This window comes from Mesorhizobium sp. M8A.F.Ca.ET.057.01.1.1 (assembly GCF_003952565.1).
GTDB lineage: Bacteria > Pseudomonadota > Alphaproteobacteria > Rhizobiales > Rhizobiaceae > Mesorhizobium.
The window spans coordinates 6,262,145-6,283,037 of sequence record NZ_CP034454.1 but is presented as its reverse complement, the minus strand read 5'-3'; the positions used below and the strand labels follow the sequence as shown (position 1 = coordinate 6,283,037).

The following is a 20,893-nucleotide window of genomic DNA, read 5'->3' as shown; positions in this document are numbered from 1 at the left end:
CAAGGCTCCGCAAATGGTCTCAGGCAGCTGGGACGAGGTCGAAATGGCCGAGGGTCTCGGCATAGGAATGGCCCGGCCGGGCAACGTCGAAATGAACCGTACGCATGCCGGCGGCATGGCCGCCATCGACATTGCGCTGCTGGTCGTCGACGAAGACGCAGGCGGCGGCGGGCAGGCCGAGCGCCTTGGTAACGAAGGCGTAGGCACGCGGATCCGGCTTGAGGATGCCGGTATAGGTGGCGTCGACGATGACGTCGAACAGGCCGAGCAGCGGCAGGCGCCGGCGGAAGTCGGCGCCGTAGAACAGGTCGAGTTCGTTGGACAGGATCGCCAGGCGAAATCCCGCCGCGTGGACGGCGCGGATGGCGCGGTCGGCCTCCGGCCGCACCACCTTTTCGGGCTCGGCGCCACGCGCGCGCTGGACGAAGGTTTCCATCGCCTGCCAGTCCTCGCCTACGAGCCGGCCGACCTCGCTTGTGCGCGTGCGCCAATAGTCCCGCTCGCTGATCTCGTCGGCCTGCATGGCACGCCATAGCGGATCGCTGCCTGGATCGAACGGGCCGCGCCATTGCAGCGTTCCCGGCTTCAGTCCCAGCGCCTGTTCGGTCAAGGCATGGGTCTCGAACAGCGTACGGGTGACGACGCCGCCGAAATCGAGGACCAGCGCCTGTGCGGAAACAGCACTCACGCGGCGACCTCGTTGGCCGGCATGCCGCGCGGGATGATGCCCTCCTCGACCCAGTGGTCGAAGATCTCCAGCGCCTTGGCGACGAAGGTGTCACTGTTGATATGTGCCTCGATCTCGTGAAACTCGACTTGCGCCGGAATTGCCTTGCGCATCTCATCGACGAAAGCGGCAAGCGCTTCGGGCTCATAGAGCGGCTCGCCCTCGGTGTCCCATTCCTGGATGCCACGGGAAGGCAGGATAAGGGCGGAACGGCCCTTTGCCATGCCGAGCTTCCCGGCGATGGTCCGGGCGACCTCGCGGCGGTCATCCCCATCAACTGTAACCGAGGCAATCAGCCTGTTGTGGGCGTGGAACGGGCGTTCGGAAAATTTAGCCGGCAAATCCTGCCAGGTCGGCAGGTCGACCATGTCGACCGCACCGGGTGCCGCGATCTGCGGAACGCCACGAGCGCCGGCATTCTCCAGCCGGTCGGCGCCGGAGCTGACGACGGAGCCGGCCAGATGGTTGGTGATCTCCTGCAGGCTGAAATCGAACACCGCGCAGAAATGATCCTGGCCGGCGATCGATTCGAAGGCGCGGCCGCCCATGCCGGTAGTGTGGAAGACGGCGACATCATAGCCGCGCCGTTCCAGCGCCGGCTTCAGCGTCTTCATGTAGCGCAGGCAGGAGCTGCCGAGCGAGGTCATGCCGACGGTCGGGCCTTTCGCCGGCGCGGAGGCGCGGGCTTCAAGCATCATCTTCGTCGCGCCGACGACCGCGCCGCAGGCCTGCGACAGGACGAGCTTGCAGATCGAGTTGAGGCCGTAGAGGCCGCCCGCCCAGAGGATCATCATCAGGTCTGGCGCCACCCGCTCGGGCGGGATCAGGTGTGAATAGGCGATGGTCGAGACTACGAATTTCGGCACGCCGAGCGGCAGGCAAAGCGCGACATCGAGCGCCAGATCGGTTCCCATCGAGCCGCCTATGGCGATGAAGGCGTCGATCTCGCCGTCTTGCTGGAGCTTGCGCACCAATTGCACGGCGCCGCCCGCCATCAGCGTCATGGCGGTGTTCTCGTCACCGCTGGAGATGATCTCGGCGATGGTGACATCCACGGCGCGGGCGACCGCGTGCTTGTCGTGATCGGGGCTGTAGGGCGGGTCGCCCAGGACGCTGACATCCATCATCACGGCGCTGCCGCCCGATGCCTCGATGCATGCTTTCATGAACAGCAGTTCTTCGGCCTTGGTATCGCCGGTGCCGATGACCAGGATGCGGGGTTCGGACATCAGGCCTGCCTCCTCAGCGCTTGCAGATTGTCGCCGTTGAGCCGCATCGAAATCTCGCGCGCCGCGGCCACGGCCGCAAGTCCGCGCTCGGCGATGTCGGCCGCCGTCGTCCTGGCCTTCGGCGCCGCCACGGCGATCGTGCCGAGCGCGAACCCATCCGCCGCCAGGATTGCCGCCGCGACTGATATGACGCCTTCTTCCAGGCCCTGATCGCAGATCGAATAGCCGCGCTCGCGCGCCTCGCCCATGGAGCGCGCGATGGCGGCCGGCTCGGTCAGCGTGTGCGCGGTGAAGGCCTCCAGGGGAGTGGTCAAACATGCCTTGACGGCCTCGTCCCTGGCGAAGGCCAGATAAACGATGCCCGAAGCGGTCGAATGCAGGGGCAGAAGCTGGCCGATATCGACATTGACCCGGTTTGCCCGCGCCGGATGCTCGACATGGACGGTGACCAGCCGGTCGATGCCATACTCCGACAGATGCACGGTCTCGGCCGTGGCACTTGCCAGATCCCGCACCAGCGGCACCGCGGTCTGCAGGAAGGGAAAGCGGGCTTCGCGGATGCGCGCCAGCCGCGACAGGCCGGCGCCGAGCCGGTAGTGCCGCGTGGCGGCATCCTGCTCGACGAGACCATGGCCGGTGAGCGCCACCAGCAGGCGCCGCGTCGTCGCCTTGTCGAACCCCGACCGGCGCGCCAGATCCGACAGTCCGAGCTCGGGCTCGGCCACGGTGAACAGCTCCAGAAGTGAAATCGCCTTGCCGACCGTACTCAACGCATTCCTCCCAGCATTGTGCGCCCCAGAAGCGGCAATCAATTAACGTGTGAATTAACTTGACAGCAAGCCGCTTTGTTTGCAAGTCTATATTCAAAATAATGGTTCGAATAATGAACCACATCCAGAGCGTATGGGACAGGCCATTCGGCCGGCAAGCCAACCGGTTTGCAAACAGGAGGGACCAATGTCAGCAGTTTCGGAAGCGGCGCCGGCCAACAGGCTGCGCAAGAACAGTCTCGGCGTCGGCGCCATCACCTTCATGGTGATCTCGGCCGCCGCCCCGCTCACGGCGGTCGCCGGCGGCACGCCGCTCGGCATGCTGATGGGCAACGGCGCCGGCTTTGCCGGCACCTACCTGATCGTCACGGTGCTGCTGCTGTTGTTCGCGGTCGGCTATGTCGCCATGTCGCGCCATGTCGGCAATGCCGGCGCCTTCTATGCCTATGCAGCGCGCGGGCTCGGCGGCCTCGCCGGCGGCGCCACGGCGCTGATCGCCATCCTGTCCTACAATGCCATGCAGATCGGCGTCATGGGCCTGCTGGGTGCGGCAACCTCCGGGCTATTCGCCAGCTGGGGCATCAACCTGCCCTGGTGGGTGTGGAGTTTCATCGCCATCGCCATCGTCGCCGTGCTCGGTTACCGCCAGGTCGACCTGTCGGCCAAGATCCTGACGGTGCTGGTGCTGTGCGAATATGCCGTGGTGCTGATCCTCGACCTGGTGATCCTCAAGACCGGCGGCGACAGCGGCTTGTCGGCGGCGCCGTTCAGCTGGAGCCAGATCACCTCGGGCGCGCCGGCGATCGCCATCCTGTTTTGTTTCGCCGCCTTCATCGGCTTCGAGGCGACGACGATCTACGCCGAGGAAGCCCGTGACCCCAAGGTCACCATTCCGCGCGCCACCTATTTCTCGGTGCTGCTGATCGGCGTCTTCTACATGGTCACCGCCTGGCTGATGGCGGTGGGTGCGGGCGTCGACAAATTGCTGCCGGCGCTGCAGGGCCTGCAGGATCCGACCACCTTCCTGTTCGGTCTCTCCGACCGTTATGCAGGAACGCTGCTGACGCATGCGATGAGCATCCTGTTCGTGTCGAGCCTGTTCGCCGGCGTGCTGGCGTTCCACAATGCGGTTGCCCGCTACATCTATGTCTCGGGCCGCGAGAAGCTCTTGCCGCAGGCGATCGGCGTGACGCATTCGGCGCACCAGAGTCCGCATGTCGCTTCGGTGATCCAGAGCGTGTTGGCGGCTGTCGTCGTCGGGCTGTTCGCCGTGCTCGGGCTCGATCCGGTGCTGGCGCTGTTTTCCTGGCTGACCAATGTCGCGACACTCGGCGTCATCGTCATGATGGCGGTCGCCTCGCTCGCCGTGGTGATGTACTTCCGCACCAACCCGTCGGCCCAGGAGAACGCGCTCAAGACCACGATCCTGCCCGGGCTGACCTTCATCGCCTTCGTCGTCATCATCTACCTGATCGTCATCAACTTCGGCAGCCTGTCGGGAGCCGGCGGCTTCCTCGGTGCGTTCCTGCCGGGACTGGTGCTGATCGCCGGCGTGGTGGGCCTGCTGCTGGCAGGCGCTTTGAAGAGCCGCGATCGGGTGGCCTTCGACAATCTCGGCGTACCGCTCAAGGATTGAGCGAGATATCAGGGCGGCGTATCACGCCGTCCCGCAGACCCTCCTGAAGTGAGAATACAATGATCAGTCAAAGTGCCATCGACACACTGCGCAAGGCGGAAATCGGCGCGCGCGGCCTGTTCATCGATGGCGCGCAGTCGGAGGCGGCAAGCGGCGCGAGCCTGCCGGTGATTTCGCCGATCGACGGCAGCACCTTCGCCAGCATCGCCGACGGCGATGCAGCCGACATCGACCGCGCCGTTCGCTCGGCACGCAAGGCGTTCGAGAAGGGTTCATGGTCGCGCGCCGCCCCCGCCTTTCGCAAGAAGGTGCTGACCAGGCTCGCCGAGCTGATCGAAAAGCATGTCGACGAACTGACCGTGCTCGGCGTGCGCGACAACGGCACCGAGATCGGCATGGCCTACAAGGCCGAGCCGCTGTCGGCGGCCGGCACCATCCGCTACTACGCCGAGGCGATCGACAAGGTCTATGGCGAGATCGCGCCGACCGCCGACAACGTGCTTGGGCTGATCCACAAGGAGCCGCTCGGCGTGGTCGGCGTCATCCTTCCCTGGAACTTCCCCTGATGATCGGCGCCTGGAAGATCGCGCCGGCTCTGGCCGCCGGCAATTGCGTGGTGGTCAAGCCGCCGGAGATCGCCTCGCTGACCCTGCTGCGGCTGGCCGAACTGGCTGCCGAAGCCGGGCTGCCCGCCGGCGTGCTCAATGTCGTGACCGGCCGGGGCGCGGTCACCGGCGAAGCGCTCGGCCTGCATGGGGATGTCGACGCCATCGCCTTCACCGGCTCGGGACTGGTCGGCCGCCGCCTGCTCGAATACTCCGCCCGTTCCAATCTGAAGCGCGTCTTCCTCGAACTCGGCGGCAAGTCGCCCAACATCGTCTTCGCCGATGCGCCGGATTTGAAGCAGGCGGCGGTCGTCTCGGCCAACGGAATCTTCCGCAATTCCGGCCAGGTCTGCGTCGCCGGCTCGCGGCTGCTTATCCAGGCCTCCGTCTATGACCGCTTCATGGACGAACTGCTCTCGGCGACCACAAGGCTGAAGGTCGGCGATCCGCTCGATCTCGCAAGCGATGTCGGCGCGGTGTCGAGCGCGGAGCAGCTGGACAAGAATCTTGGTTTCGTCGCCAAGGCCGCTGAAGAGGGCGCAAGGCTGGTCACCGGCGGCGGACGCATCCTGGCCGAGACCGGCGGCAGCTACATGGCGCCGACGATCTTCGAGAACGTGACGCAGGACATGCAGCTTGCGCGCGAAGAGGTGTTCGGGCCGGTGCTCGGCGTGATGCGCTTCGAGACCGAGGAGGAAGCGGTGCGGCTTGCCAACTCGACGGTCTACGGACTTGCCTCGGCGGTGTGGACATCGAATCTTTCCACCGCGCATCGCATGGTGCGCGCCATCAATGCTGGCGTCGTCCACGTCAACACCTATGGCGGCGCCGACATCACCGTGCCGCTTGGCGGCGTCAAGCAATCCGGCTTCGGCCGCGACAAGTCGCTGCACGCGCTGGAGAAATATCTCGAACTGAAGACGGCATGGATTGCCCTTTGAGGAGCCGCCGGCTTCGCTGAGAACCTCACCGCCTGTCGACGCCCGCCGGATCGCACCGCAACCGTTGCGGTCGATCCTGGGCGTCTTTTACTCCCTTCTTCAAAATTTTTGAGAGAATATTCCCAGCTTCAAGGAGAATGGCGAAAGGCGTTCTTTGATAAAATCGATAGAATTTCTGACGATGTGAACAAGCTTGGGCAATCCGCCTTGCTGCCATGACTTCACAACCGCAGAGATCAATCATGTCCGACCTCAACAACACTTTGCCCTCTTCCCCAAGGTCAACCCTGAACCGCCGCAGTGGCCTGGCTCTGCTGTTCGCATCGGCCGTCGCGATCGGCGCCCTGATGGCGCCGCATGCCTCGTTCGCCGAGGACAAGAAGGCGATCAAGGTTGGCATCATCAGCGGCGAGGACGAGGATGTCTGGCGCGTCGTGGTCGCTCAAGCCGCCGAGAAGGGCCTGAGCATCGAGACGGTGGTGTTCAACGACTATACCCAGCCCAACGAGGCGCTGGAGCGCGGCGAGATCGACGCCAACGCCTTCCAGCACCAGCCCTATCTCGACAACCAGATCAAGACCCAGGGCTACCATATCGTGCGCGTCGGCTATACCGGCGTGTGGCCGATCGGCCTGTACTCCAAGAAGTATAAAGCGGTCGCCGACTTGCCCCAGGGTGCTGTCATCGGCGTGCCGAACGACCCGTCCAATGAAGGCCGGGCGCTGCGCGTGTTGCAGAATGAGGGCGTGATCAAGCTGAAGGACGGCACCGGCATCCTGGCCACCACCGCCGACATCGCCGAAAACGCCAAGAAGGTCGAGATCAAGGAACTCGACGCCGGCATCGTCGGCCGCTCGGTCGAGGACCTCGACGCTGCGGTCGTCAACACCGACTGGGCGCTGAAAAGCGGCCTGACCCCGGAAAACCGCATCGCCCAGGAGCCGATCGCAGACAATCCGTACCGCAACTTCATTGCGGTCAAGGTCGGCAACGAGAACGAGGCCTGGGTGAAGACGCTGGTGGCGTCCTACCAGAACGAGGCGGTCAAGGCCGAGTTCGACAAGGTCTACAAGGGCACCGGCCTCAGCGCCTATTGAGCAATCCGGGCACGAAAGTGTCTGCTTGACAAGAAAAGCGGTCCGCACAATGCGCGGGCCGCAATCCTGTTTCGGGATCCGCGTATGAACCAGCATGTGACCGCAGCCATCGAGAACACGAACGACGCCGATGCACCTCCGCAGGACGTGGTGCGCCTTGTCGAGCTGAAGCGCCGCTTCGGCGCGACGGCGGCGCTCGACGGCATTTCCCTGACGGTGCGCAAGGGCGAGATCCTCGGCATTATCGGCCGCAGCGGCGCCGGCAAATCGACGCTGATCCGTTGCCTCAACGGGTTGGAGCGGCCCGATTCCGGCGAGGTGTTCATCGAGGGCCGCGAAATCAGCCGGCTCGGCGAGCGCGACCTGCAGCCGCTGCGGCGGCGCATCGGCATGATCTTCCAGCATTTCAACCTGCTGTCGGCCAAGACGGTCGAGGACAATGTGGCGCTGCCGCTGAAGATCGAGGGTCGGCCAAAGGCCGAACGGCTGAAGCGGGCGGCGGAGTTGCTCGATCTCGTCGGCCTGTCGGAGAAAGCGAAAGCCTATCCGACGTCGCTGTCGGGCGGCCAGAAGCAGCGCGTCGGCATCGCCCGGGCGCTGGCCGCGCGGCCGGCGCTGCTTCTGTCGGACGAAGCGACGTCAGCGCTCGACCCGGAGACGACGCGGTCCATCCTCGCCTTGCTCAAAGACATCAACCGGCAACTTGGCCTGACCATCCTGCTGATCACCCACGAGATGGAGGTGATCCGCTCGATCGCCGACCGCGTGGCGGTGATCGACGCCGGACGCATCGTCGAGGAAGGGCCAGTCTGGTCGGTGTTCGCCGATCCACGGTCAGACATCACAAGACGCCTGCTCGGCGCGATCCGGCCGCAACTGCCGCCGGAGCTGGCGGCGCGGCTGCTGCCCGCGGGTGGTACCGAAACGATCTTGCGCGTCGACGTTGCGGGCGAGCCTGCGCGCGGGCCGCTGCTGTCCGACCTTGCGAGAACCGTGCCCGGTGCCTTCCGGCTCGTCCATGGCGGCATCGACCATATCCAGCGAGAGCCGGTGGGGACGCTGTTCCTCTCCATCCCTGGCGGCGATGCGGGTCATCTCGCCGAGGTGATCGCTTTCCTGGAATCCCGCCAGGCGCGGGTGGAGGTGCTTGGCCATGTCGCCGATCCTGTTTGAGCTTCTGCTGCGGTCGATCTGGGAGACGGTGCTGATGACGGCCGCCTCCGGCCTGATCTCGCTGGTGTTCGGCCTGCCGCTCGGCTTGGCGCTGATCGCCACCGAACGCGGCGGCATTGCCGAAAGCCCGTGGGTCAATCGCGTGCTCGGCGCCGTCATCAACGGCTTCCGCTCGGTGCCTTTCATCATCCTTCTGGTGGCGCTGATCCCGGTGACGCGGCTGATCGTCGGCACCTCGATCGGCACCTGGGCTGCCATCGTGCCGCTATCGATCGCCGCCACGCCCTACTATGCGCGGATCGCCGAAGTGTCGCTGCGCGAGGTCGACCACGGCCTGATCGAGGCCGCCCGCGCCATGGGCGGCAATCGTTGGACCATCATCCGCGAGGTGCTGGTGCCCGAAGCCTTGCCCGGCATCGTCGCCGGCTTCACGGTGACGCTGGTGACGCTGGTCGGCGCCTCGGCGATGGCCGGCGCCATCGGCGCCGGCGGCCTCGGCGACCTCGCCATTCGCTACGGCTACCAGCGGTTTGAAACCAGCGTGATGATTGCTGTTGTCGTGGTGCTGATCGTCCTGGTCTGCGGCATCCAGTGGGCGGGCGACCGGCTGGTGGCGCGGCTGGATCGGCGGGGGTGAGCTGGTAGGCTTGCCAGGAATGAGGCGAGGCTCCTCGACTTCGTCATCCACGGGCGAAGCAGCCGCGAAGCGGCGTCGCAGAGACCCGAGGATCCATGCCGCGACCGGCGTCGAAGGTGCGGCGGAGCAGAATTCTGCACCGTGGTGACGCGTCAGAGTCCCGGCATGGATCCTCGGGTCTGCGCCGCGTCGCTGCGCTCCTTGCTCCGCCCGTGGATGACGAAGCAAAGGGCGTTACGGCTAACTACCGAAGCAAGCGGCCCACCGAGGCAAGCCGCGCTAGCCTCTCAACCTAACCCCTTCCGGGTCGAAGAAGGGGATCGGCGCCACGACCGCGCGGGTAGGATTGCCGCGTATATCGATGCTGAGTTCGGTGCCCACAGCCGTGAACGGCAACCGCAGATGCGCGGTCGCCAGCACCTTGCCAAGTGAATAGCCGTGGTCGCTATAGGTGACCACACCCACATCCTTGCCGTCAGCCAGCACCCTGGCATCGGTCGCCGCCGGCTTGTCGCCGTCGAGGATCAGGCCGGTCCAACGCTCGTCGAGGCCCTTGTCGCGGATCTTGAGCAGCGCTTCGCGGCCGACGAAATCGCCCTTGTCGAACTTGATCCAGCGGTCGAGGCCAACATTGAACGGCGTGCGGCTCTCGTCCATGTCGATGCCATGGGCTGGATAGGCCTTCTCCAGCCCGAGCGTGAACATCGCCAGCACGCCATAGGGCTTCAGGCCGAAGACTTGGCCAGTCCGCATCAGCGCCTCCCAGACCGAGGTCGCCTCATCCGCCGGCACGAACAGCTCGAAGCCGAGTTCGCCGGTCACGCCTGTGCGCGAAATCATGACCTTGGTTTCGCCGACGCGACCCGAGGTGAACGCCCAGCGCTTCAACCCATCGAGATCGGCATCGCTGACCAGAGCCTTGAGGAGTTCACGCGAGCGCGGCCCCTGGATGGTCGGGAAGGCGACCGCCGCGGTGATGTCGGTGACATAGGCCTTGCGGCCCTCAGCATGATGCTGGAGCCAGGGCAGCATCTTCAGGCGGTTGACCGAGCCAGTCACCAGCATGAAATGCTCCGGCGCCAGCCGGAATATGGTGAGGTCGTCCATGATGCCGCCATCCTCGCGGCAGACGGTGGAATACCGCACCTGGCCCGGTTTCATCGCCGCGGCGTCATTGACGATGACATGGTTGACCAGCGCCTCGGCGTGGGGCCCCTTGATGTCCATCTTGCCCATGGTGCTGAGGTCCTGCACGCCGACATTGGCGCGGGTGTTCAGGTGCTCGTCGGCAATGCCGGAATAGTATTTGGCCGAGATGAAATCGCCACCGACCCGGCCCATGGTCGCGCCAAGCCCGACGATGCTGCTGTAGAAAGGGGAACGCCGCTCAGCCAAGATAGTCAAACAGCGCCGGTGGCAAGCGCGAAGGCGACGGAAGCGGCAAGCACGAGACGACCCAAAAGATGCATGTTCGAGATCTCCGTTGACCGGATAAATCTACGGGCTTTCATGCTCCCGGCGGAGACGGAAACGACATGCCATGCGGCGATCACGGCGCGGGGCGGCTCATCCGAGTTTGGTCAGCTTGCTTGTGCCTCGGTCCCGAACAGATCCTTGGCTTGCTCAGCAGTGTAATAACCAAGCCGGACATCCTGAGCGACCAGTTTCGGGTCGCGCTCACGCGGATCGCCATAGCCGCCGCCGCCAGGCGTGCCGACGCGCACGCGGTCGCCGGCCTTCAGCGGGATGTCCTGCTCTTTGGAGAGGTGCGGCGGTATGTGTTCTACGCCATTGCGGAAGACGGTCACGCTGTTGGGCTCGCCATCCCCACCGCCGAGCGCGCCCTGCGGGCCGAAACGGCCATGGTCCATGACGAAGGAGGCGCGCGCCTCGCCTCGCAGGATCTCGACCTCGTAGGCGAGGCCAAAACCGCCGCGATGCTTGCCGGCGCCGCCAGAGCCTTCGCGCAAGGCATAGTGCCGGTAGAGCACGGGAAAAGCCTGCTCCATGATTTCGACCGGCGGCGATTTCGAAATGCCGATGGTCGAGCAGCCATTGGTCAGGCCGTCATGGCCCGAATTGCCGCCATAGCCGCCGCCTGAGATCTGGTACATGACATAATCGCGGCCGCGCGCGGGATCGCTGCCGCCGAGCGCGAAATTGCCGCTGGAGCCGGCGGGAGCCGCCGTCACCTTGTCGGGCAGCGCCTGCACCATGGCCGCGAACACCGCCTCGGCGATGCGCTGCGAGACCTCGGCGGCGCAACCCGAGACCGGGCGGGGATACTTCGCGTCCAGGAAGGTGCCTTCCGGCCGCTTGACCTCGAGTGGCTCGAAGGCGCCGGCGCTGATCGGCACATCCGGGAAGATATGGCGCATGGCGAGATAGACCGACGACAAGGTCGTCGCCAGCACGCTGTTCATCGGACCGGCGCAGGGCTTTGATGAGCCCGTGAAATCGAAGGTCAGCCTATCGCCCTGTTTCTGGACGGCGAGCGCGATGGTCAGCGGTTCGTTGATCACCCCGTCGGAATCGACGAAGGCCTTGGAACGATAGGTGCCGTCGGGAATGGCGGATATGTTGGCGCGCATCTGCTCGGCGGCGCGCCGGCGCAGTTCGGCGATCGCCTCGACAACGGTTTCGTCTCCGTAACGATCCAGGATTCCATTGAGCCTGTCCTGGCCGATCAGCAACGCGGCGGCCTGTGCCCTGATGTCGCCGATGCGCTGGTCTGCAACCCGGATGTTGGAGCAGATGATGGCGTAGATTTCGGGATCGAGCACGCCCTTCTTGAACAATTTTACCGGCGGCAGCCGCAGGCCTTCCTGTTCTACGGCGGTCGCGGACGCGGAGAAGCCGCCCGGCACGGAACCGCCGATATCAGGCCAATGGCCGGTGTTCGACAACCAGCAGAAGATCTTTTCACCGCGATAGACCGGCATGGCGAAGCGCACATCCATCAGATGCGTGCCGCCGAGATAGGGGTCGTTGACGATGTAGATGTCGCCCGGCTCCGGCAGCAGGCAGCGGCCGTCGGCGATCATTTCGATCACCGTCCTGGTCGAATATTGCATGACGCCGACGAACACCGGCAGGCCCTGGCTGCCTTGCGCGATCAGCGAGCCGTCGACGGCCGAATAGATGCCGTCGGAGCGGTCATTGGCCTCGGCGATGACGGGCGAGAAGGCGGCACGGGAAAAGGTCAGGTCCATCTCGTCGCAGACCTGCTGCAAGGCCGCCTGGAGGACCGAAAGCGTGATGGCGTCGAGCTTTGCCATATCAATGTCAGGCATTTCAGGCCTCGCCAATATCGATGATGATGTTGCCGTCGGCGTCGCAGCGCGCGCGGTCGCCGGGTTCGAGCACGGTGGTGGCGTCCATCTGTTCGAGGATCGCCGGACCTTCGATGACCGCATCGAGCGGCAGCTTTTCCCTGATATACACCGGCGTGTCGTGCCAGTGGCCGGCATACCAGACCGGCCGGATTTCGCGCCGCGCCTCTTTGAGCGTTTTTGCGCGCCCGACCGGGTCGATCAACCGCGACAGGTCGATCGCCGGCCTGACACCGGTGACCGAGGTGTTGAGGTTGACGAGGTTGGCGCGGATTTCCGGCAACTCGACCTTGAAGCGGGCGAAATAGGCTTTCTCGAACAGGCCCTGCAATGCAGCGCGCGTTACCGAGGAGGACGGCAACGGCACGTTGATGATGTGGGTCTGGCCGACGAACTGCATGTCGGCGGAGTGGGTGACGCGGATCGTTGCCGGCTTCACCGCTTCCTTGGCGATCAGCTCCTCGCCTTCGTTCCGGTGCCGTTCCAATACTTGGTGGAGCTGGGCTTCATCAAGCAACGCCACGGGCTGATTGATGGTGTTGACGAAGTCGTGACGCAGATCGGCGACGACGCAGCCGAGCGCATTGGTGATGCCGGGACGCGCCGGCACCAGGACTTTGGGCAGGCCGAGTTCGCGGGCGAGCGCCGTCGCATGCAGCGGCCCGGCGCCGCCGAAGGCGAACAGCGCGAAATCGCGGGGGTCGTGGCCGCGCGATACGGATACCATGCGGATGGCGCCGGCCATCTTCATATTGCCGAGCCTGAGCACCGCGCCAGCCGCTTCGACGCCGGACAGGCCGGTTGCCTTGCCGATCCGGTCCTCGAAAATGCCGGTGACGCGCTCCGCTGTGACCGGATTGTCGACGGCTAGCAGCTTCTTCGGCGCTAGCCGGCCGAGCACCAGATTGGCGTCGGTGATGGTTGGCTCGGTCCCGCCGCGCCCATAGCAAATCGGGCCGGGATTGGCGCCCGCGCTTTCCGGACCGATCTGGATCAGTCCGGCCGCATCGACGCGGGCGATCGAACCGCCGCCGGCGCCAACCGTATGCACCGCCACAATCGGCACATGGATCGGCATGGCATATTCGATCTCGATCTCATTCGAGACCGCCGGCTCGGCGTTGCGGATCAGCGCCACGTCGGTCGAAGTACCGCCCATATCGTAGGTGACAAGGTTTTCGAAGCCGGCGCGCTTGCCCGTATAGGCGGCGGCGATGACGCCGGAGGCAGGCCCCGACATCACGGTCTTTGCCGATTCACGTGTGACGAAGCGGGCCGATATCATGCCGCCATTGCCGTTCATGATCAGGAAGTCGCGGGCATAGCCCTTGTCGGCCAATTCCTTGCGCAGCCGCTCGACATAGCGCTCCAGTATCGGCTGCACCGAGGCATTGACCGAGGCCGTTACCCCGCGCTCGAATTCGCGTGCCTCCGACAGCAGCGCGTGGCCCGTGGTGATGTAGCCGTTCGGCCAGAATTCGGCGGCGATTTCGGCGGCGCGCCGTTCATGCGAAGGGTTGGCGTAGGAATGCAGGAAGTGGATGACGAGGGATTCGCAACCGGCGGCGATCAGCGCCTGTACGGCATCGCGCATTTCTGCCTCGTCGAGCGGCGTTCGGATGGCGCCTGATGCCTCGACGCGTTCGGACACCTCCAGCCGCAAATTGCGCGGAATGACCGGAACGAAGGTGCCCGTCATGCCATAGGGTTGCGGCCGCGTACGGCGGCCAAGCTCGATCACGTCGCGAAAACCGCGCGTGGTGATCATGCCGGTCCTGGCCAGGCGGCGCTCTAGCACCGCGTTGGTGGTGGTGGTCGTGCCATGCACGATGAGATCGATGCCGTCGACCGGAAAGCCGGTGGCGCCAAGCGCCGAAACCACGCCAAAGGCCTGGTTGTCGACCGTAGTCGGGGTCTTGGCCAGATACACCTTGCCGCCGTCCTTGCCGTCGATCAGGAGCAGGTCGGTGAAGGTTCCGCCGACATCGATGCCGGCGACGACGCTGCCCAGGGAATCCGGCGGTTGCACCGAAAAATTCTCTTTCATTGTCGAAACCCGAAATGCTGGGACTACGGATATGCCGCAGTTTGGAAAGGTGTTTTATGGCGGCATCTTGACGCAAATATCGTTTGTATACTAATAAATTCTCGACACAAGAGCTTACCGCCTCGCAGTGTGTGCAAGGCACGCCGGAACCTGAATGGTTCGGGCGCGCACGGGAAAGTTTGGCGCCCGCGTCTGTAATTGGGCGAGAAGGTTGGAATTGATGAACACCACGCCCGCGTTCAATACCGCTGAAGCCCGCCCGCTGCAGTTTCCGATTCCGGCCAATGTCTATGCCGAAACCGTCGTCTCGGTGAAGCACTATACCGACCGGCTGTTCTCGTTCCGGATCACCCGTCCGCAATCGCTGCGCTTCCGCTCGGGCGAGTTCGTGATGATCGGCCTGCCCAATGCCGAGAAGCCGGTGTATCGCGCCTACTCCGTCGCCAGCCCGGCCTGGGACGAAGAGCTGGAATTCTTCTCGATCAAGGTGCCGGACGGCCCGCTGACCTCGGAACTGCAGAAGATCCAGGTCGGCGACACGGTCATCATGCGCCAGAAGTCGACCGGCACGCTGGTCGTCGACGCGCTGACGCCGGCCAAGCGGCTGTTCATGATCTCGACCGGCACCGGCATCGCGCCTTTCGCCAGCCTGCTGCGCGACCCCGACACCTACGAGAAATTCGATCAGCTGATCCTGACCCATACCTGCCGCGACAATGCCGAGCTGATCTATGGCCAGGAACTGGTGGCGGCACTGGAAAGCGACCCGCTGATCGGCGAGCTGACCGCCGGCCGCGTCACGCTCTACAATTCGACGACACGCGAAGAGTCGGCGCGCATGGGCCGCATCACCGCGCTGATCGGTTCGGGCAAGTTCTACAGCGATCTCGGCATCGAGAAGCTCAATCCGGAAACCGACCGCATCATGATCTGCGGCTCGATGCACATGCTGAAGGACGTCAAGGAGCTGGCCGAAAGCCTCGGCTTCCAGGAAGGTTCGCTCAGCCACCCCTCTAGCTTCGTCGTCGAACGCGCCTTCGTCGGCTGAGGCGCGGGTCTCCCAAAAACCTGGTTTTGACCTTCCGGTCAAAAATCAGCTGCTTTCGCGGCCTTTTTCAGCTATCCCTCGCTTGAGGACTCGTGAAGCACGGCTTCGCGGGCTATCTTCGTGCGTGTCGCCCAAAAGTGTCGAACGGCTTTGGGAGAACGATGCGCCAAGACATCAGGCGCACGCCGCTGAATGAAAGGGCAGGAGATGAGCAGCACAATCCGCGAAGCCGATCTTGGCACCAAGGTGACGCCGCTGCCGGCACGCGCCGCCGCCAACACGCCGGTGCCGCTGGATCATCACATCGCGCGCAATCCCGGCCTGAAACTCGATCTTGGTTTTCTGGAATCGGTGCGCAGCGTCAACCGCTCGGCGCTGGAACGCCGCGTCGCCAGTCTGACCAAGCGGCGCTCGATCAAGGCCGACAACCAGGCCGCCTGGCTGCTGCGGGCGATCGCCTGCATGGACCTGACGACGCTCAACTCCAACGACACCGAGGAGCGCGTGCGCCGGCTCTGCGCCAAGGCGATCAACCCGCTGCGCCGCGACATCATGGAAGGCCTCGGCATTGCGGGCGAAACCATCCGGCCGGCCGCGGTCTGCGTCTATCATCCCTTCGTTGCCACGGCCGTTGACGCCGTGCGCGGCACCGGCATCCATGTCGCCGCCGTCTCCACCGCCTTCCCGCACGGCCTGGCGCCGCTGTCGACCCGCCTGCAGGAAATAGAGGCCTCGGTGAAGGACGGCGCCGACGAGATCGACGTCGTCATTCCGCGCGGCCTGGTGTTCGGCGCCAAGTGGCGCGAGCTTTATAATGAAATCGTCTCGATGCGTGCCGCCTGCGGTGACGCGCATCTGAAGGTCATTTTGGGCACTGGCGACCTCGCCACGCTGCGCAATGTCATGCTGGCCTCGATGGTGGCGATGATGGCGGGCGCGGATTTCATCAAAACCTCGACCGGCAAGGAAAGCGTCAACGCCACGCTGCCCGTCGGGCTTGCCATGGTGCGCGCCATCAGGGCCTATTTCGAGGAAACCGGCTATCTCATCGGTTTCAAGCCGGCCGGCGGCATTTCCACCGCGAAAGTATCGCTCGACTGGCTGGTGCTGATGAAGGAAGAGCTCGGCCGGCCATGGCTGGAGCCCGAGCTGTTCCGCTTCGGCGCGTCGAGCCTGCTCACCGACATCGAGCGGCAGCTCGAGCATCATCTGACCGGGCATTATTCGGCCAATCACCGCCACGCGATGGCGTAGCGTCAGAGTTTTGAGGGGCGTAACGGAATGCCTTCTCCGACAACTATCTGGAGTGCCTGATGAACATTCTCGAACGCTATCATGCCATGGAATACGGCCCGGCGCCGGAGGCGCGCAACGAAGCTGATGCCTGGCTCGCGACGCGCGATTTCGGCAAGGCGCTGTTCATCGGCGGCGATTGGAAAGCGGCTTCCGGCGGCAAGACTTTCGACACCAGCGAACCGTCTTCCGGCAAGTTGCTGGCCAAGGTTTCAGACGCCAATGCCGCCGATATCGACGCGGCCGTCGCGGCGGCCACGAAAGCGCTGCCTAAGTGGAGCGCCAGTTCAGGCTACCAGCGCGCGAAAGTGCTCTACGCCATCGGCCGCGCCATGCAGCGCCACCAGCGCCTGTTCGCGGTGCTCGAGACAATCGACAATGGCAAGCCGATCCGCGAAAGCCGCGACATCGACGTGCCGCTGGCGATCCGCCATTTCATCCATCACGCCGGCTGGGCGCAGGCGCTGGACCGGGATTTCACCGGCCACAAGAGTGTCGGCGTCGTCGGCCAGATCATCCCGTGGAATTTCCCGCTGCTGATGCTGGCCTGGAAGATCGCGCCCGCGCTCGCGGCGGGTTGCACGGTGGTGCTGAAGCCGGCCGAATTCACGCCGCTCACATCAATCCTGTTCGCCGAGATCTGCGAACGCGCCGGTGTGCCGAAGGGCGTCGTCAACATCGTCCAGGGCGGCCCGGAAGCAGGTGCGGCGATCGTCAACCATCCCGGCATCCAGAAGATCGCTTTCACCGGCTCGTCCGAGGTCGGCAAGATCATCCGCAAGGCCACCGCCGGCTCGGGCAAGAAACTGTCGCTGGAACTTGGCGGCAAATCGGCCTTCATCGTCTTCGAGGACGCCGATCTCGACAGCGCCGTCGAAGGCCTCGTCGACGGCATCTGGTTCAACCAGGGCGAGGTCTGCTGCGCCGGTTCGCGCCTCTTGGTACAGGAAGGCATCGCCGACGCCTTGATCGCCAAGGTCAAGACGCGGATGAGCCGGTTGCGAGTCGGCAGCCCGCTCGACAAGAACACCGATATCGGCCCGCTGGTCGACCTCACCCAACTCGACCGCGTCAAGGGATTGATCGCCGAGGGTGCCCGGCAGGGCGCCGTCTGCTGGCAGCCGGATGCAGCGCTGCCGTCCTCGGGCTATTATCATCTGCCGACGCTGGCAACCGGTGTTTCGCCGGCTAATATCCTGGCGCAGGAGGAAGTGTTCGGGCCAGTGCTCGCCACCATGACCTTCCGCAACACGGAGGAAGCGATCGAGCTCGCCAACAACACGCGCTACGGGCTCGCCGCCTCGGTGTGGAGCGAGAACGTCAACCTCGCCCTCCACGTCGCGCCACAGTTGAAGGCCGGCGTGGTGTGGGTCAACGGCACCAACATGTTCGACGCCGCCTGCGGCTTCGGCGGCTATCGCGAGAGCGGCTTCGGCCGCGAGGGCGGGCGCGAGGGCATGTTCGAATATCTCTCCCCAAAATTGCCGCTCGGTCCGGTGATCAAGCTGGCGACGTCGTCCGCTCAGCCCGTCGAACAGGCGGATGGCTCAGCCATCGACCGCACGGCCAAGCTGTTCATCGGTGGCAAGCAGGTGCGGCCTGACGGCAATTATTCGATTGCCGTCGCGACCGCCAAGGGCAAGCTTGCCGGCGAAGTCGGGCTCGGCAACCGCAAGGATATCCGTGACGCCGTTTCCGCCGCGCGCGCCTGCAAGAGCTGGCCGGAGGCAACCGCCTATAACAGGTCCCAGGTGCTCTATTACCTGGCCGAGAACCTTTCCGGCCGTGCAGGCGAGTTTGCCGCCCGCCTCACCGAACTGACCGGCGCTACGCCCAAGGCCGCGCGGGACGAGGTCGAACAGGCGATTGAGCGGCTGTTCCTCTATGCCGGCCTCGCCGACAAGTTCGAGGGCCGGGTGCACCAGCCGCCGGCGCGTGCCGTGACGCTGGCGTTGCATGAGCCGGTCGGCGTCGTCGGCATCGTCGCGCCCGACAATCAGCCCTTGCTCGGCTTCATCTCGCTGGTCGCACCCGCATTGGCCATGGGCAACACGGTGGTGGCCGTGCCGTCGGAACGCCACCCGCTGCTGGCCACCGATCTCTACCAGGTCATCGAATATTCCGACGTGCCGGCCGGCGCCATCAACATCGTCACCGGACGCGCGGCGGAGCTTGCCGGCGTGCTGGCCAAGCATGACGACGTCGATGGGCTCTGGCTGTTTGCCGACGCCGACACCTGCGCCAAGGCGGAAGCCGACTCCGTCGGCAACCTCAAGCGCGTCTGGAGCGGCAATGGCCGCAGCCTCGACTGGGCCTCGGAAGACGCCGCCGGTGACGCCTTGCTGCGCCGCGCCATCGAGGTGAAGAATGTCTGGGTGCCTTACGGCGACTGATGTTTGCACTTGGTGACCGCGTTCGGGCTTGACGCCCGGACGCATGTTCTTTAACGAGAAAAAACATCTTTATCAGTGAACTGGCACAGGCGGCACGATCGCGCCTGACTGGCACATGACGCCTTCGCCGGCCGCCGATAAAGGCAGTTGACCCGAGCAGGCGAGGAAAAGATATGGCGGATCTGGCAGGCAAGGTCGTTGTCATCACGGCAGCGGCGCAAGGCATCGGCAAGGCAAGCGCGCTGGCCTTCGCCAAGGCCGGCGCTACCGTCCATGCCACCGACATCAACGAGACGCTGCTGGCGGAACTCGCTAAGACCTCCGGCATCAAGACCCGCAGGGTCGACGTCCTCAATGACGAGGCGGTCAACTCGGCCTTCGCCGAGATCGGCCGCGTCGACGTGCTGTTCAACTGCGCCGGTTTCGTCCATTCCGGCTCGATCCTCGAAATGAAGGATGGCGACCTCGATTTCGCGCTCAACCTCAACGTTCGCGCCATGGTCCGCACCATCCGCGCCGTGTTGCCGGGCATGCTTGAGCGCGGCGATGGATCGATCATCAACATGGCCTCACTGGCGAGCTCGACCAAGGGTGTACCGAACCGCTTCGTCTATGGCCTGAGCAAAGCCGCGGTCATCGGCCTGACCAAGGCGGTCGCGGCCGACTATGTCGGCAAGGGCATACGCTGCAACGCCATCTGCCCCGGCACGGTCGAAAGCCCGTCGCTGGAGGACCGCATGCACGCGCAGGGCGACTACGAAGCAGCGCGTGCCGCCTTCATCGCCCGCCAGCCGATGGGCCGGCTCGGCACGCCGGAAGAGATTGCCGATCTCGCCGTCTACCTGGGCGGCGCCACCTACACATCGGGGCAGGCCTACAATATCGACGGCGGCTGGTCGATCTGAGCGCGCCCGGAGACAATCGCGGGCACCGGGCGATCGGGTTCGACGAAGGATCGGGAAGTCTGAAAATCCCGCTCGCCGGCCGTCAAAACAGGCTGCCTGCGCTTGTCGTGAAGCAGGCCGGTGGCTAGGGTCCGCCCGGTTCCGGAAGGCTGGTGCCTCGGCGGAGAGTTTGTAGAACGGCCGCGAGGCCGCAATCAGGAGAAGATGCATGAAACTGCTGCGCTATGGCGAGGTGGGAAGCGAACGTCCCGGCCTGCTCGATGCGGATGGAACGATCCGCGATCTCTCCGCCCATGTCGCCGACATCGCCGGCACCACGCTTCATCCGGCCTCGCTTGACATGCTGTCGAAGCTCGATGCGAAGTCGCTACCGGCGGTTTCCGGCAAGCCGCGGCTCGGCGCCTGCGTTGCCGGCACCGGCAAGTTCATCTGCATCGGCCTCAACTATTCCGACCATGCCGCCGAAACCGGCGCCACCGTGCCGCCGGAGCCGATCATCTTCATGAAGGCAAGCTCGGCCATCGTCGGCCCCGACGATGACGTGCTGATCCCGCGCGGCTCGGAGAAGACCGACTGGGAAGTCGAGCTCGGCGTGGTCATCGGCAAAAAGCCAAATATGTCAGCGAAGCCGATGCGCTCGACTACGTCGCCGGCTACTGCGTCTCCCATGACGTGTCCGAACGCGCCTTCCAGGCCGAGCGTCAGGGCCAGTGGACCAAGGGCAAGAGCTGCGACACGTTCGGCCCGACCGGCCCGTGGCTGGTGACCAAGGACGAAGTATCCGACCCGCAGAACCTCAAAATGTGGCTGACCGTCAACGGCAAGACGATGCAGAACGGCTCGACCAAGACCATGGTCTACGGCGTTGCCTATCTCGTCTCCTACCTCAGCCAGTTCATGTCGCTGCACCCCGGCGACATTATTTCGACGGGCACCCCGCCCGGCGTCGGTCTCGGCATGAAGCCGCCGGTGTTCTTGAAGGCCGGCGATGTGGTGGAGCTGGGGATCGAGGGTTTGGGGCAGCAGAAGCAGACGTTTAGGGCTGACGTTTAGGGCGACA

The 20,893-nt window shown here is 64.7% G+C and carries 15 protein-coding genes and 2 pseudogenes; 10 read left to right on the top strand and 7 right to left on the bottom strand.

Annotation, left to right across the window (positions count from 1 at the left end):
• Positions 1-19 precede the first annotated feature (19 nt).
• The 3 genes from EJ077_RS29800 to EJ077_RS29790 are packed head-to-tail and all read right to left on the bottom strand — an operon-like array spanning position 20 to position 2,726.
• The gene (locus EJ077_RS29800) at positions 20-688 is read right to left on the bottom strand and encodes an HAD family hydrolase (protein ID WP_208698416.1); all 669 of its coding nucleotides are present in this window, start codon (positions 686-688) and stop codon (positions 20-22) included.
• Entirely contained in the window at positions 685-1,956 is a 1,272-nt protein-coding gene (locus EJ077_RS29795; RefSeq protein ID WP_208698415.1) for a Tm-1-like ATP-binding domain-containing protein, read from the bottom strand. Before EJ077_RS29795 ends, EJ077_RS29800 begins: the two co-directional genes overlap by 4 nt.
• Entirely contained in the window at positions 1,956-2,726 is a 771-nt protein-coding gene (locus tag EJ077_RS29790) for an IclR family transcriptional regulator (protein WP_208698414.1), read from the bottom strand. Before EJ077_RS29790 ends, EJ077_RS29795 begins: the two co-directional genes overlap by 1 nt.
• A gap of 187 nt (positions 2,727-2,913) precedes the next feature.
• On the opposite strand from EJ077_RS29790, the gene EJ077_RS29785 reads away from it, so the two are divergent.
• Both EJ077_RS29785 and EJ077_RS29780 read left to right on the top strand, forming a co-directional pair.
• Positions 2,914-4,362: an APC family permease gene (locus EJ077_RS29785; RefSeq protein ID WP_208698413.1), complete on the top strand. Its 1,449-nt coding sequence runs from the start codon at positions 2,914-2,916 to the stop codon at positions 4,360-4,362.
• A 59-nt stretch (positions 4,363-4,421) separates the two neighbouring features.
• Positions 4,422-5,908: pseudogene (locus tag EJ077_RS29780) on the top strand (aldehyde dehydrogenase).
• Positions 5,909-5,933: 25 nt separating this feature from the next.
• Here EJ077_RS29780 and EJ077_RS29775 read toward each other — a convergent pair.
• Complete coding sequence (locus tag EJ077_RS29775) at positions 5,934-6,152, bottom strand: hypothetical protein (protein WP_208698412.1); 219 nt, start codon at positions 6,150-6,152, stop codon at positions 5,934-5,936.
• Here EJ077_RS29775 and EJ077_RS29770 point away from each other — a divergent pair.
• From EJ077_RS29770 to EJ077_RS29760, 3 genes are all read left to right on the top strand, one after another.
• Positions 6,151-7,005 (top strand): MetQ/NlpA family lipoprotein, encoded by an 855-nt coding sequence (locus EJ077_RS29770; protein ID WP_208698410.1) that lies wholly within the window; start codon positions 6,151-6,153, stop codon positions 7,003-7,005. The two genes, EJ077_RS29775 and EJ077_RS29770, sit on opposite strands and share 2 nt — an antisense overlap.
• Positions 7,006-7,089: 84 nt before the next feature.
• Positions 7,090-8,178, top strand: a complete 1,089-nt coding sequence (locus EJ077_RS29765; RefSeq protein ID WP_208698408.1) for a methionine ABC transporter ATP-binding protein — start codon at positions 7,090-7,092, stop codon at positions 8,176-8,178.
• The gene (locus EJ077_RS29760; RefSeq protein WP_208698407.1) at positions 8,159-8,815 is read left to right on the top strand and encodes a methionine ABC transporter permease; all 657 of its coding nucleotides are present in this window, start codon (positions 8,159-8,161) and stop codon (positions 8,813-8,815) included. The genes EJ077_RS29765 and EJ077_RS29760 overlap by 20 nt, the downstream gene beginning before the upstream one ends.
• A 279-nt stretch (positions 8,816-9,094) precedes the next feature.
• Here the strand turns inward: EJ077_RS29760 and EJ077_RS29755 are convergent, their stop codons facing one another.
• The 3 genes from EJ077_RS29755 to EJ077_RS29745 all read right to left on the bottom strand — a co-directional run bounded on the left by EJ077_RS29755 (position 9,095) and on the right by EJ077_RS29745 (position 14,194).
• Positions 9,095-10,210, bottom strand: coding sequence for an aminomethyltransferase family protein (locus EJ077_RS29755; protein ID WP_208698406.1), 1,116 nt, complete (start codon positions 10,208-10,210; stop codon positions 9,095-9,097).
• Positions 10,211-10,395: 185 nt separating this feature from the next.
• Positions 10,396-12,093 (bottom strand): hydantoinase B/oxoprolinase family protein, encoded by a 1,698-nt coding sequence (locus tag EJ077_RS29750; RefSeq protein ID WP_208703165.1) that lies wholly within the window; start codon positions 12,091-12,093, stop codon positions 10,396-10,398.
• A gap of 16 nt (positions 12,094-12,109) precedes the next feature.
• A complete protein-coding gene (locus EJ077_RS29745) occupies positions 12,110-14,194 on the bottom strand; it encodes a hydantoinase/oxoprolinase family protein (protein ID WP_208698405.1) in 2,085 nt (694 codons plus the stop codon).
• Between the two features lie 220 nt (positions 14,195-14,414).
• Here EJ077_RS29745 and EJ077_RS29740 point away from each other — a divergent pair, with 220 nt between their 5' ends.
• From EJ077_RS29740 to EJ077_RS29720, 5 genes and pseudogenes are all read left to right on the top strand, one after another.
• On the top strand, positions 14,415-15,242 hold the full coding sequence (locus tag EJ077_RS29740; protein ID WP_127275363.1) for a ferredoxin--NADP reductase: 828 nt from the start codon (positions 14,415-14,417) through the stop codon (positions 15,240-15,242).
• Positions 15,243-15,449: 207 nt separating this feature from the next.
• Positions 15,450-16,496, top strand: coding sequence for a deoxyribose-phosphate aldolase (gene deoC / locus EJ077_RS29735; RefSeq protein WP_127871140.1), 1,047 nt, complete (start codon positions 15,450-15,452; stop codon positions 16,494-16,496).
• Between the two features lie 59 nt (positions 16,497-16,555).
• The gene (locus EJ077_RS29730; protein ID WP_208698404.1) at positions 16,556-18,928 is read left to right on the top strand and encodes an aldehyde dehydrogenase family protein; all 2,373 of its coding nucleotides are present in this window, start codon (positions 16,556-16,558) and stop codon (positions 18,926-18,928) included.
• A gap of 173 nt (positions 18,929-19,101) precedes the next feature.
• Positions 19,102-19,833: an SDR family oxidoreductase gene (locus tag EJ077_RS29725; protein WP_127275360.1), complete on the top strand. Its 732-nt coding sequence runs from the start codon at positions 19,102-19,104 to the stop codon at positions 19,831-19,833.
• Between the two features lie 208 nt (positions 19,834-20,041).
• Positions 20,042-20,886, top strand: a pseudogene (locus EJ077_RS29720) (fumarylacetoacetate hydrolase family protein).
• Positions 20,887-20,893 lie beyond the last annotated feature (7 nt).

Coding starts and splice junctions, on each gene's coding strand:
- EJ077_RS29740 (WP_127275363.1), top strand. CDS start 14,415: ATGAACACCACGCCCGCGTTCAATACCGCTGAAGCCCGCCCGCTGCAG.
- EJ077_RS29725 (WP_127275360.1), top strand. CDS start 19,102: ATGGCGGATCTGGCAGGCAAGGTCGTTGTCATCACGGCAGCGGCGCAA.
- deoC (WP_127871140.1), top strand. CDS start 15,450: ATGAGCAGCACAATCCGCGAAGCCGATCTTGGCACCAAGGTGACGCCG.
- EJ077_RS29785 (WP_208698413.1), top strand. CDS start 2,914: ATGTCAGCAGTTTCGGAAGCGGCGCCGGCCAACAGGCTGCGCAAGAAC.
- EJ077_RS29795 (WP_208698415.1), bottom strand. CDS start 1,956: ATGTCCGAACCCCGCATCCTGGTCATCGGCACCGGCGATACCAAGGCC.
- EJ077_RS29730 (WP_208698404.1), top strand. CDS start 16,556: ATGAACATTCTCGAACGCTATCATGCCATGGAATACGGCCCGGCGCCG.
- EJ077_RS29745 (WP_208698405.1), bottom strand. CDS start 14,194: ATGAAAGAGAATTTTTCGGTGCAACCGCCGGATTCCCTGGGCAGCGTC.
- EJ077_RS29765 (WP_208698408.1), top strand. CDS start 7,090: ATGAACCAGCATGTGACCGCAGCCATCGAGAACACGAACGACGCCGAT.
- EJ077_RS29775 (WP_208698412.1), bottom strand. CDS start 6,152: ATGATTGATCTCTGCGGTTGTGAAGTCATGGCAGCAAGGCGGATTGCC.
- EJ077_RS29760 (WP_208698407.1), top strand. CDS start 8,159: ATGTCGCCGATCCTGTTTGAGCTTCTGCTGCGGTCGATCTGGGAGACG.
- EJ077_RS29770 (WP_208698410.1), top strand. CDS start 6,151: ATGTCCGACCTCAACAACACTTTGCCCTCTTCCCCAAGGTCAACCCTG.
- EJ077_RS29750 (WP_208703165.1), bottom strand. CDS start 12,093: ATGGCAAAGCTCGACGCCATCACGCTTTCGGTCCTCCAGGCGGCCTTG.